We start from the raw sequence: 12,544 nt of genomic DNA, 5'->3' as shown, positions 1-12,544 counted from the left end.
AAGAGACTTAATCCTTAAGCTTGTTTTGGAAGCTCATGGTCATTTTCTGAAATTCTTCTATTTTTTCTTCAAGGGTTGTTAATGTTTCTTGGTTTATATATGTTCTGTGATTTGCTATTAATAATTGGGTGCCTAATTCAAATGATGAGCCCAGAGCGATGTCTAAGTAATTACTGAACGATTTGTTGCTTTTAGCTGAACCTTCGGCAATATTACTGGGCATAGAAATAGAGCATCTACTCATTTGAGAAGAAAGATCATAAGGTTCATGTTGCGGAAATTGAACAAGTAAATCAGAGATGTCGAAAGAAATTTCTAATCCTAATTGCCAAATTTTCAAATTTTTGTAGTTATGTCTTTTCTTGGTACTCATAGATGTTAGTATTTAGAGAAGACCTGTCTGCCGACAGGCAGGGAGAAGAGAGAAGAGATAAATGTCAATCGTTTTAATGAAAAACATCTCTTCTCTCTGTTCTCTGTTCTATTTTCTCTGTTCTCAATATTTCTATTTCAAAAACTCAAATATCCCACAAGCGCCTTGCCCGGTACCAACACACATGGTTACGGCACCATATTTACCGCTCATGTTGCGTTTTCTCATTTCGTCGAAAAGTTGCACCGACAGTTTAGCACCGGTACAGCCCAGCGGATGACCTAAGGCTATGGCACCGCCATTAACATTAATGATGTCGGGATTGAGACCTAATTCTCTAATAACTGCTAGGGATTGTGAAGCAAATGCTTCGTTTAATTCTATCAGTTCTAAATCACTTTGTTTTAATCCGGCAAGTTTTAGAGCCTTCGGAATGGCCTTAACCGGACCAATACCCATAATTCGCGGTTCTACACCGGCAGCGGCGTAATTGACCATTCTCGCAATAGGTTCTAAGTTGAGTTCTTTAACCATTTCTTCGCTCATGAGCATTACAAAGGCAGCACCATCACTCATTTGAGATGAATTTCCTGCGGTGACACTACCACCTGCTGCGAACACTGCCGGTAATTTGGCAAGGGCCTCCTTACTAGTGCCTGCGCGCGGACCTTCATCCTTGGTTACGGTATATGATTTTGTGACTTTTTTGCCATTGTCATCAATATAAGTTTGGTCGACAGTTATGGGAACAATTTGCTCGTCAAATTTGCCTTCAGCTTGTGCCTTTAAAGCTTTCATGTGTGAGTTATAGGCAAATTCATCCTGATCTTCACGAGATACCTTAAATTGATTGGCAACCGCCTCGGCCGTGTTACCCATACCCCAGTAATAACTTTCATGGCCTGATTTGATAGTGTCGTAATTTAAATCGGGCTTAAAACCGGTCATTGGAACCGCACTCATGCTTTCGGCACCACCGGCAATAATGCAATGCGCCATGCCCGACTGTATTTTAGCTGTGGCAATGGCGATGGTCTCTACTCCTGAAGAGCAAAATCTGTTGACGGTGACTCCCGGAACTTCAATACTGTTCAAGCCAATAAGCGATATAAATCGCGCCATGTTAAGTCCTTGGGAACCTTCGGGCATAGCGTTGCCCACGATCACGTCGTCTATACGCGAGACATCCAATTGTGGCAATTCTTTCATCATGTACTGAATGGTTTCAGCACCGAGTTCGTCTGTTCTTTTAAATCTGAACGCGCCTTTTGGTGCTTTTCCAACGGCTGTTCTGTATGCTTTTACTATATATGCTGTTTTCATTTTAGAGGTATTAAGTATTAAGTATTAAGTATTAAGACTGAAGACTGAAGACAGAAGACAGAGAAGTTCAGACTTAATAATCAAATCATTTATTTTTATTTTTTAATGTTTTTTGAAACGAAAAATTCATATTTGAAACTTCAACCAGTTGGTTGATTACTGGTTGAACAACTTCTTCATTTATTAGTTTTAATCTTTTAGCAAGTATAAGTTGTGTGATTAATTCAAACGTTGATCCATTAGCAATACCTAAAAATTGAATAAACTCTTTATCTGAGTTCCGTCCTGAACCTTCTGCAATGTTAGAAGGGATTGAAACCGCACATTTTTTTATCTGATGAATAAGGTTGAATTTCTCATCTTCGGGCAGAATTAAAGAGATTTCATAAACCTCAACTGCTATTTCCATTGCTTTTTGCCATATTTTAAGTTTTTCGAAATTATGCATCCTATACAGTATTAAGATTAGAGTATTAAGTATTAAGACACATACCTTGATATTCAAAAGATAATTCGCTCGTTAAAAATCCATTTTTAAAATGAAACTCGTAATTTATCATAGTTATACTTATTTGTCTTAAAACTTGTGTCTTAATACTTAATACTAATTTCTTAAGGGTTTACCAGTTTTTAACATATGTTGTATACGCTCTAAGGTTTTGCGTTCTGTACAGAGCGACAAGAAAGCTTCGCGTTCTAAATCTAATAAGTATTGCTCGCTCACCAAGGTTGGTTCTGATAAATCGCCGCCTGCCATAACGTAGGCTAGTTTGTTGGCAATTTTTTTATCGTGTTCACTAATATAATGGCTGGCTTCCATAGCGTCTGTTCCAACTAAAAACATACCCAGGGCTTGTTTACCAAGTACCTTGATATCTTTTCTTGGAACCGGTTGGGTATAACCTTGATCGGCCAGTAGTCTTGCATAGGCTTTGGCTGTGGCAATTTGTCGGTCTTTGTTGACCACCACCACATCTTTTCCTTTTTGAAGGATGCCATAATCGAAGGCTTCGTAGGCTGAGGTGGCTACTTTGGCCATACCTATGGTTAGGAAATATTCCTGCAATACATTTAATTCTACATCGCCTTTTCTAAAGGTGTCCTGGGCTCTTAAAGCCATTTCTTTAGAACCGCCGCCACCGGGAATAACACCTACACCAAATTCAACAAGTCCGATATAGGTTTCGGCTGCCGCTACCACTTTATCGGCGTGCATAGACAATTCGCAACCACCGCCAAGTGTCATTCCGTGCGGTGCTGCAATAGTTGGAATAGAGGAGTAGCGCATGCGCATCATGGTATCTTGAAAATATTTGATAGCCATGTTAAGCTCATCGTATTCTTGTTCAACGGCCATCATAAAAATCATACCGATATTGGCTCCAACTGAAAAGTTTGCTGCTTGGTTTCCAACTACGAGTCCGTCAAAATCTTTTTCGGCCAAGTCGATGGCTTTGTTAAGTCCTGCTAAAACATCACCGCCAATGGTATTCATTTTACTTTGGAATTCACAGTTTAAAATGCCGTCTCCTAAATCTTCAATTACTACTCCGGAGTTTTTAAATACCTCGTTAGATTTACGTATGTTATCTAAAATAATAAAGGCATCTTGTCCGGGGATTTTTTCTTGCGATGTCTTATCGATATCGTATGCGTAACTGGCTCCATCTTTCACGGTATAGAACGTTTTACTTCCGGTTGAAAGCATGGCTTGTACCCATGGTGCAACGTTAAAACCTTCTGCTTTTGCTAATTCTAATCCTTTTTCAACACCAACGGCATCCCATATTTGAAACGGACCGTGTTCCCAGCCGAAACCGGCTTTCATGGCATCATCAATTTTATAAAGCTGGTCTGTTATTTCCGGAATTCGGTGTGATACATAGGCGAACAGTGCCGCAAGATTTTTACGGTAAAATTCGCCTGCTTTGTCTTTTCCATTGACTAAAATCGGGAAACGATCAATAACTTTATCAACTGTTTTGGTAAGCTCTAAAGTGGCGAACTTAGCCGATTGCTTATCGCGGTATTCAAGGGTGTTTAAATCTAAAGACTTGATGTCTTTACCTTCTTTTTTGTAAAATCCTTGTCCGGTTTTACTGCCCAGCCATTTGTTTTCTACCATTTTACTGATAAAATCTGGTAGTTTGAACAGCTCGTGTCGTTCGTCTTTTGGGCAGTTATCAGCAATACCGTTAGCCACGTGCACCAAAGTATCCAAGCCTACAACATCTACAGTTCTAAAGGTGGCTGATTTTGGACGGCCAATGACCGGTCCGGTTAGTTTATCAACCTCTTCGATAGTAAGATTCATATCTTTTACCATATGGAATAAGCTCATAATGCTAAAAATCCCGATACGGTTACCAATAAAGGCCGGAGTGTCTTTGGCTACCACTGATGTTTTTCCGAGGAATTGTTCGCCATAACCGTTTAAAAAGTCCAGGACTTCCTGAGATGTTTTAGGCCCGGGAATAATCTCGAATAATTTTAAGTAACGTGCCGGATTGAAGAAGTGTGTGCCACAAAAGTGTTTTTGAAAATCATCGCTGCGGCCTTCGCTCATAAACTGAATAGGAATGCCCGAGGTATTTGAGGTGATGAGCGTTCCGGGTTTGCGATATTTTTCCAGATTTTCAAACACCTGTTTTTTAATGTCCAGGCGTTCTACTACCACTTCAATGATCCAATCAACATTGGCAATTTTAGCAATATCATGTTCCATGTTACCGGTAGTAATGCGCTGTGCAAAACTTTGGTGGTAAATAGGAGATGGTTTAGACTTTAATGCGGCAGTAAAGGAGTCGTTGACGATTCTGTTTCTTACCACTTTGTCGTTTAAGGTAAGGCCTTTAGCTTTTTCGGCGTCGTTGAGTTCTCTTGGAATGATGTCTAACAATAACACCTCTACGCCAATATTGGCAAAATGGCAAGCGATGCCGCTACCCATAATACCAGACCCAATGACTGCTATTTTTTTAATTCTGCGTTTGCTCATTGTATTTAAGTATAGATTCTTTTTGGTTATATATTTTTTTATTTGAAATCATATTATTGATCACATCGGCCACTTCGTAAAAGTGCCTTAGTTGTTCTTCTGACACATTTTTTTTTATAGTGTCATTAAAAATTAAAACCCGTTCCTTAGAATAATTTCTTTTTTCTTTTCCAAAATCTGTTAGATAAATTAACACACCGCGACCGTCTTCTGGATTGGGTTTTCGTATAATTAAACCTTTGTCTTCCATAGCTTTCAAAGTTCTTGAAAGACTGGTGGCTTCCATACCCATTTTGGGGCCTAACGAAGTAGATGGGGTGCCATTTTCTGGATCAATACTTAATAAAGCAAAACCCGTAGCCATGGTGGTATCGAATTTTGCAGCTTCTTCATTATACATTTTATTGACAGCCAACCAGGTGGTTCTAAGTACGTAGTCGATGGTTTTATCTTTCATCTAAATATATTTAGTTGTAAAGATAATAAAAAATACTATGCATGCATAGTATTTAAATAAAAATTATGCACGCATAGTATAACTATAAAAAAAGCACCTCATTTAGAGATGCTTATTGTTTTAAATTTTAAAATATGTTAGCCCATTTTACCATTTATCGCTCCGGCAACGGCACCAATAATAGCTGTTGAAACTATTGTAATGGCTGTATCCATTGCGAACATTTCGTAGGTAGAACCATTAGCCATGGCCATGTTGAAAAAATTGTAAAACAAGGCGGTGAACAGACCAATGATGGCACCGCCTTTTAAACCGGTTGTGGCTGTTGAGATTTGCGCCCATTTAGTAAAAATGTAAGCGACAAAAAGTCCGTAGGTAAGACAACCCAGAAAAATCATAAGCATTGTTTGTGTAGTTTCCTCAGGTTGTTCGGGGAAGAAGTCTTTAAACAGGATGCCGTAAAATAACCATCCCAATAGAAAATAAACAATACCAGCGACAGCGCCGGAAACCAGAAAGTTTTTAGTTTTCATTTTAATTGATTTAATTAGTTAGATGACACTAAAATTACTAAAAAAACAATTAAAATATAAATATATTGTTAAATAAATGAAAATACCTTAGTGTTAGATCCAAGGAAATGCAACGTTTAGGAATAAATTTTTTGATACAAATCGTCGTATTTATTTCTAATCACTTCACGTTTCATTTTCATGGTAGGCGTAAGGTGACCGTCGTCAATAGACCAGACATCCTCGGTGAGTTCAAACTTTTTAATTTGTTCCCATTTGCCAAAACGCTGATTACTCTTTTCTATTTCTTTTTGAATTCGGTCAATCACCACCTCTGAAGTGGCAATGCTGTGGTTATCGTCTTTAATATTGTATTTTTTGTAGTGAATCCAATCTCTCACAAATTCGAAGTTGGGTTGGATAATAGCAGCCGGCATTTTTTCGCCTTCGCCGATTACCATTACCTGTTCTATAAATCGGGACTGTTTGAGTTCGTTTTCCAAAAGGGTTGGAATGATGTATTTACCGCCTGAAGTTTTAAACATTTCCTTTTTGCGACCGGTAATTTTGAGGAATCCGTCGGCATCTATTTCGCCTTTATCGCCTGTGTGGAAATATTCTCCCGTCATGACGCTGGCGGTTTTTTCTTCGTCTTTGTAGTAACCGAGCATTACATTAGGTCCTTTAATAAGTATTTCGCCATCTTCGGCGATTTTAACTTCAACATTGGCAATGGGTTTACCAACGGCACCAACTTTAAAATGCTTATCCTTATACATTCCTACTGAAACAACAGGAGATGTTTCGGTTAGTCCATAACCTTCCATGACCTGCATACCGGCTGCGCAAAAGATACGGGATAATCTTGGCTGAAGTGCGGCACTTCCGGACACCATGGTTTTTAGTTCGCCACCTAAAGCAGCCTGCCATTTGCTAAAAATCAGTTTGCGTGCGATGCTTAATTTAAACTCATACCACCAGCCATTGGCGCCGTAAGGTTCCCAAATTTCGCCCAATTCAACTGCCCAATAAAAGAGCTTTTGTTTGATACCGGTCAGTTCTTCGGCTTTGGCCATGATTTTATCGTAAACTTTTTCGAGTAAACGCGGCACAACACTCATTAAATTAGGTTTAATTTCTTTGGCATTGTCACCAATTTTGTCTAGACCTTCTGCAAAATAAATTTCAACAGCGGCATATTGATAAATATAAATAAGCACCCGTTCAAAAATGTGACAAATTGGTAAAAAACTTAGTATTCTTGGTTGTTCTCCTACAATAGGCAACCTTGGAATGCTATCTAATACATTACTGGTAATATTCCAGTGGCTCAACATAACGCCTTTAGGTCTTCCGGTGGTACCTGAGGTGTAAATGATAGTAGCTAAATCGTCCGGTTTCACATCATCTTTTCTGGCTTCAACCTCGGGTTGATTGCTTTGGTCTTCACCCAGTTTAAACAATTCAGAGTAATGCTCACAGCCTTCAATGTGATCAAAACTATACACCTCTTTGAGTTTTGTGTTGGCTTTAATAGTGTTGATTTTAGCCAGCACTTCTTCGTCTGATACAAAGCAGTAAATAGACTCGCTGTGGTTTAAAACATACTCATAATCTTCAGCCGAAATGGTTGGATATATTGGGATGTTTTGTGCACCAACCTGCAAAATGCCAATATCCATAATGTTCCACTCAGTTCTGTTGGTGGAAGATATCAATGCGATTTTATCATTTTTATGAACGCCCATTCGCAAAAGCGCACGGCTTACAGCGTTGGCTTTATCCAGGTATTCCTGAGTTGAAGTAGATTGCCAAACACCATTGTATTTGGTAACTAAGGCGTTTTTTAAGGGTTTATTAGCAAGTTGATAATAAGGAAAATCGAAAAGTCTGGTAACTTTAGTCATTATGCTTAGATTAGAAAAACTAGGGTTGAGTTCTACGAAAATAGAAAAAATTACCTTAAAAAATTATTAAATATGAATATTATGTAACTCATACTTGTAAATATTTAATGTGTATTAATCAAAACAGCGTATTCTTAACTGTAGTCTGTAAACACAAGACTTGAAAGTAAATCATTTACAGGTTGGTTGTCTTTATAATTTTAAAATGTGTTCACGGTAAAATCGCTTAAAACTTTTAGATGATGACTTTTGTCTAAAGAAACCTTAAAAACCAATTTAATTCTTATGAGTTTTCCTCAATCCACTTTCTAGCATTAACAAAGGCTTCTAACCATGGCGATACAGTATCTTGTCGGTCTTTTGGGTAATAAGCCCAATTCCAAGGGAAGATAGAGCGCTCAATATGAGGCATGGTCACCAAATGTCTTCCTGTTTTATCGCACATCATAGCGGTATTGAAGTCCGATCCATTAGGATTGGCGGGATAACCTTCATATCCGTATTTGGCAACAATGTTGTATTGGTCTTCGGGCATGGGCAAGCTAAATTTACCTTCGCCATGCGAAATCCATACGCCTAAAGTTGCACCTTCGAGTGATGATAGCATGACCGAATTATTCTTTTGAATCCTCACCGATGTAAAGGCGCTTTCGTGTTTGTGTGAATCATTATGAACCATTTTACCATGTTGTTCATGCTCGGGATTGATAAGTTCCAATTCCATCCATAACTGGCAGCCGTTGCAAATACCAACAGATAGTGTATCTTCTCTTTTAAAGAAATTTTTAAGCGCGGTATTCGCCTTTTCGTTGTACAAAAATGCACCTGCCCAACCCTTAGCCGAGCCTAAAACATCAGAATTTGAGAAGCCACCAACAGCGCCTAAAAATTGAATGTCTTCTAAATTTTCACGCCCCGAAATTAAATCGGTCATATGAATATCTTTCACATCAAAGCCTGCCAGATACATGGCGTTGGCCATTTCGCGTTCTGAATTGCTGCCTTTTTCTCTAAGAATGGCGGCTTTTGGGCGATTTTCTGAATGTTCGAGTCGTGACTCGACCCTACCGGATAAATTAGATGGGAATATATATTTTAAAGGCTGATCTTTATAATGATCAAATCGCTGCTTGGCCAATCCATTAGCGGTTTGATGTGAATCAAATAAATAGGAAGTTTTATACCAGGTATCTCTCAACGGCGGAATAGAAAGATTAAAAACGCGGTTGAAATTGATAATACTTAAATCATGTCGGTCTACAACTTGACCAATTTTGTAAAACTTGATATTAGCCTTGCTTAAAGTTTGCTCGATGTTATCGTCTTTAGACTGAAATACAATGGCTGCATTTTCTGAGAACAACAGCTTGATAGAATTTTTCTCTCCAATAGCGGTGACATCCAGTTCGGCTCCTAAATCGTTACCAGCAAAACACATTTCGAGTAAGGTAGTGATTAATCCACCTGAAGCCACATCGTGTCCGGCTATAATTTGACCTTCATTAATACAATTTTGTATGGTGTTAAATACCGTTTTAAAATAGGCGGCATCTTGGATGGTTGGACTGTCTTCTCCTATTTTACTCAAGGTTTGGGCAAATGAGCTGCCACCTAATTTATAATCGTCGCCGGACAGATTGATATAATATATAGCGCCGCCGTCTTTTTGCAATACTGGCTCAACTACACGGTTAATATCGTTACAATGTCCTATGGCCGAAATGATAACAGTTCCCGGTGCCAGCACATCGCCATCGGGATATTTTTGCTTCATTGAAAGTGAGTCTTTTCCGGTAGGAACGTTAATGCCCAGTTCAATGGCAAATTCTGAAACCGCTTCAACAGCTTGATATAATCTGGCGTCTTCACCGGGATTTTTGCAAGGCCACATCCAGTTAGCCGATAATGAGATGCTGCTCAAACCGTTTTGTAATGGCGCCCAAATGATATTGGTCAAGGCTTCGGCGATACTATTGCGACTACCGGCAACAGGATTTATTAAGGCCGAAATTGGCGCATGCCCAACCGACGTTGCAATGCCTTCCTTGCCATTGTAATCTAAAGCCATTACGGCTACATTGTTAAGCGGTAATTGTAACGGACCTGCACATTGTTGTTTGGCAACCTTGCCCCCAACACAGCGGTCTACTTTGTTGGTGAGCCAATCTTTACAAGCCACAGCTTCTAGCTGTAAGACGTTGTCCAGATAATCAAAAAAGTGTTTTTCATCAAAAGTTATTTCATTATAAACACGTTTGATGGTTTGGTCTTCCATGATGGTTTTGGGCGAACTTCCAAACATATCGATTAGTTCCAAATCCATTGGTTTGCTATGTTTGGTTTCAGATTGAAACTTAAATCTGCCATCGCCGGTAACATCACCCACGCTATACATTGGAGCGCGTTCTCGTTCGGCGATTATTTTTAAGATATGTAAGTCTTTTTCGGCAATGACCAATCCCATACGTTCCTGAGATTCGTTGCCGATGATTTCTTTATCTGAAAGCGTTGGATCTCCTACGGGAAGCGCATCGATATTGATATGTCCGCCGGTTTCTTCAACCAATTCCGATAAACAATTTAAATGACCCCCGGCGCCATGGTCGTGGATAGACACAATTGGGTTGTGTTCACTTTCTACCATAGCTCTAATGGCGTTGGCGGCACGTTTTTGCATTTCGGGGTTAGAGCGTTGTACGGCGTTTAGTTCGATACCTGAGGCAAATTCGCCGGTATCGGCGCTTGATACGGCAGCGCCACCCATCCCTATTCTATAATTATCACCACCAAGAATCACGATTTTATCGCCCGTTTTTGGGGTGTCTTTTTTGGCCTGGTCTAATTTGCCGTAGCCTACACCACCGGCTTGCATAATCACTTTGTCGTAAGCCAATCGTCTCGGATTTTCTATACTTTCGTTTGTGGCTTCATCATGTTCAAAAGTGAGCAAAGAACCGCAAATAAGTGGCTGCCCAAATTTGTTACCAAAATCTGAGGCACCATTGCTGGCTTTAATTAAAATATCTAATGGTGTTTGATAGAGCCATTTTCTTGCGGGCATGCTTTTTTCCCAGGGTTTAGGGTTTTCAAGTCGGGCATAGCTGGTCATATAAACCGCTGTGCCTGCCATTGGGATAGAACCTTTTCCTCCGGCTAAACGGTCTCTAATTTCGCCTCCTGAACCGGTAGCAGCACCGTTAAAGGGCTCGACCGTTGTTGGGAAGTTATGCGTTTCGGCCTTTAGCGATAGCACCGATTTGAATGGGGTAGTGGTATAGTAATCGGCAATATCGGCGCGTTTGGGTGCGAATTGCTCAACTTCAGGTCCTTCAATAAAGGCGACGTTGTCTTTATAGGCCGAAACAATGGTATTGGGATGTGTTTCGGAAGTTTTTTTGATGAGTTTGAATAAGGATGTTGGCTTGGTTTCACCGTCAATTATGAAGGTGCCGTTAAATATTTTATGACGGCAGTGCTCACTGTTTACCTGCGAAAAACCAAATACTTCAGCATCAGTTAAAGGTCGGTTGAGTTTTTGAGATAAATTTTCGAGGTATTCAACTTCATCATTACTTAATGCCAAACCTTCTTGTTGGTTGTAGGATTGAATATCTTCAATATTTTTTACGGGTTCCGGTTGAATGTTAATGGTAAAAATATCCTGATGTAATCCTTTAAATTTCTCAGAAATCATTGGGTCGAAGTCAGTGAAGATTTCTGATACCGCAGTAAATTCTTCAATTCTAATGATACCAGAAATGCCCATATTTTGGGTAATTTCGACGGCGTTTGTGCTCCACGGTGAAATCATGGCTGCTCTGGGCCCAACAAAAAAGGCGTCTAAAGACGCCGCGTTTATTTTAGGTTGGTTGCCAAAAAGCCATACCAATTTTTGAGTGTTATCCTGACTTAATTCTGAAGTGGTTTGTACTGCGAAAACCTTGTGGTTAACATCGCCGAAAAAGTGAATCATTGTTAAAAATTTGATGCTTTAAACAAAATGCAAATTTAGTCTTTTTGGGCTTATGGCGCTATGAATTTTTTAATCCCGGGCATAAGTTATTCACTAATAATTCACAATTAAAAATACTTACTGATGATGTGCTTAACCGAATTATAATAGGAGCTTCCAAATAAATTAAGATGTACTAACAGGTAATACAACTGGTACAATTCAATTCTGGCTTTGGTATGTGTTTCTTTCGGAATAACAGTGTGGTAAGCTTGATAAAACGAGTCACCAAAACCACCAAAAAGTAAACTCATGGCAATATCTACTTCGCTATGACCAAAATACGTTGCCGGATCAATAAGGTATGGCGTTCCGTCTTTTGAAATCAAGTAATTGCCGCTCCATAAATCGCCGTGTAACAAAGATGGTTGAACATCTTTGAAAATATCCGCGGTTTTTAATTTCATTGCACTTAAATCGGGTACTTCAGCAGGTGATAACAACTGTCTTTGGATGGCTATTTTGAGTTGAGGTACTAATCGCTCCTCTATATAAAAATCAAGCCAGTTATTGTGTGTGGTGTTCGATTGTGGTAAGCTCCCAATAAAGTTATCGGTGTCAAATCCAAAGGCATCAGAATGTGTGAGATGTAAATGTGCCAATTGTTCGCCAAACAAAGCCATATCTTGATTGGAAGGTGTTTTACTTTCAACATATTCCATTAAAATATAGGATTGGTTTTCAAATGATGCGACTTGAATTACGTGCGGTGATTTAATGGTTTTGGTTTTTGAAATGGTTTGTAAAGCGTTGGCTTCCTGTTGAAACATTTTCAATGCTGATGCCTTGTCGTTCGCCTTTAAAAAATAAGTATTGTGAGAAGATTCAATTTTATAAGCCCGAGATATATCGCCACCGGTAACAGGTTGGATGCTCTTGATACTGATGTTTAGCGTATTTGATAGGTGATCTATAAGATTCTGTTTCATTCTTATAAAAATAAAAAAAGACCATTAAAAAAT

Annotated in this window: 9 protein-coding genes; all 9 read right to left on the bottom strand. The window is 39.2% G+C overall.

Features of this window, described 5'->3' with window-relative positions; all coding sequences use genetic code 11:
• Positions 1–7: 7 nt before the first annotated feature.
• The 9 genes from FJ651_RS06555 to FJ651_RS06515 all read right to left on the bottom strand — a co-directional run bounded on the left by FJ651_RS06555 (position 8) and on the right by FJ651_RS06515 (position 12,511).
• Positions 8–373, bottom strand: coding sequence for a four helix bundle protein (locus FJ651_RS06555; RefSeq protein WP_140989679.1), 366 nt, complete (start codon positions 371–373; stop codon positions 8–10).
• 132 nt (positions 374–505) lie between these two features.
• Complete coding sequence (locus FJ651_RS06550) at positions 506–1,696, bottom strand: acetyl-CoA C-acyltransferase (RefSeq protein WP_140989678.1); 1,191 nt, start codon at positions 1,694–1,696, stop codon at positions 506–508.
• Between the two features lie 85 nt (positions 1,697–1,781).
• Entirely contained in the window at positions 1,782–2,144 is a 363-nt protein-coding gene (locus tag FJ651_RS06545; protein WP_140989677.1) for a four helix bundle protein, read from the bottom strand.
• A 156-nt stretch (positions 2,145–2,300) separates the two neighbouring features.
• Positions 2,301–4,694: a 3-hydroxyacyl-CoA dehydrogenase/enoyl-CoA hydratase family protein gene (locus tag FJ651_RS06540; protein WP_140989676.1), complete on the bottom strand. Its 2,394-nt coding sequence runs from the start codon at positions 4,692–4,694 to the stop codon at positions 2,301–2,303.
• A complete protein-coding gene (locus FJ651_RS06535) occupies positions 4,675–5,151 on the bottom strand; it encodes a MarR family winged helix-turn-helix transcriptional regulator (RefSeq protein ID WP_140989675.1) in 477 nt (158 codons plus the stop codon). The genes FJ651_RS06540 and FJ651_RS06535 overlap by 20 nt, the downstream gene beginning before the upstream one ends.
• 137 nt (positions 5,152–5,288) lie before the next feature.
• Positions 5,289–5,684, bottom strand: coding sequence for a DUF1761 domain-containing protein (locus FJ651_RS06530; protein WP_140989674.1), 396 nt, complete (start codon positions 5,682–5,684; stop codon positions 5,289–5,291).
• Between the two features lie 116 nt (positions 5,685–5,800).
• On the bottom strand, positions 5,801–7,570 hold the full coding sequence (locus tag FJ651_RS06525; protein WP_140989673.1) for an AMP-dependent synthetase/ligase: 1,770 nt from the start codon (positions 7,568–7,570) through the stop codon (positions 5,801–5,803).
• 283 nt (positions 7,571–7,853) lie between these two features.
• A complete protein-coding gene (gene purL, locus FJ651_RS06520; protein WP_140989672.1) occupies positions 7,854–11,543 on the bottom strand; it encodes a phosphoribosylformylglycinamidine synthase in 3,690 nt (1,229 codons plus the stop codon).
• Positions 11,544–11,650: 107 nt separating this feature from the next.
• A complete protein-coding gene (locus tag FJ651_RS06515) occupies positions 11,651–12,511 on the bottom strand; it encodes a fructosamine kinase family protein (RefSeq protein WP_140989671.1) in 861 nt (286 codons plus the stop codon).
• Positions 12,512–12,544: the final 33 nt, after the last annotated feature.

It is taken from the genome of Paucihalobacter ruber, assembly GCF_006494535.1.
Lineage (GTDB): Bacteria > Bacteroidota > Bacteroidia > Flavobacteriales > Flavobacteriaceae > Paucihalobacter > Paucihalobacter ruber.
The sequence above is the reverse complement of the archived record's forward strand: the minus strand, read 5'-3'. Positions and strand labels throughout refer to the sequence as shown.

Coding starts and splice junctions, on each gene's coding strand:
- FJ651_RS06535 (WP_140989675.1), bottom strand. CDS start 5,151: ATGAAAGATAAAACCATCGACTACGTACTTAGAACCACCTGGTTGGCT.
- FJ651_RS06525 (WP_140989673.1), bottom strand. CDS start 7,570: ATGACTAAAGTTACCAGACTTTTCGATTTTCCTTATTATCAACTTGCT.
- FJ651_RS06555 (WP_140989679.1), bottom strand. CDS start 373: ATGAGTACCAAGAAAAGACATAACTACAAAAATTTGAAAATTTGGCAA.
- FJ651_RS06550 (WP_140989678.1), bottom strand. CDS start 1,696: ATGAAAACAGCATATATAGTAAAAGCATACAGAACAGCCGTTGGAAAA.
- FJ651_RS06515 (WP_140989671.1), bottom strand. CDS start 12,511: ATGAAACAGAATCTTATAGATCACCTATCAAATACGCTAAACATCAGT.
- FJ651_RS06530 (WP_140989674.1), bottom strand. CDS start 5,684: ATGAAAACTAAAAACTTTCTGGTTTCCGGCGCTGTCGCTGGTATTGTT.
- FJ651_RS06540 (WP_140989676.1), bottom strand. CDS start 4,694: ATGAGCAAACGCAGAATTAAAAAAATAGCAGTCATTGGGTCTGGTATT.
- purL (WP_140989672.1), bottom strand. CDS start 11,543: ATGATTCACTTTTTCGGCGATGTTAACCACAAGGTTTTCGCAGTACAA.
- FJ651_RS06545 (WP_140989677.1), bottom strand. CDS start 2,144: ATGCATAATTTCGAAAAACTTAAAATATGGCAAAAAGCAATGGAAATA.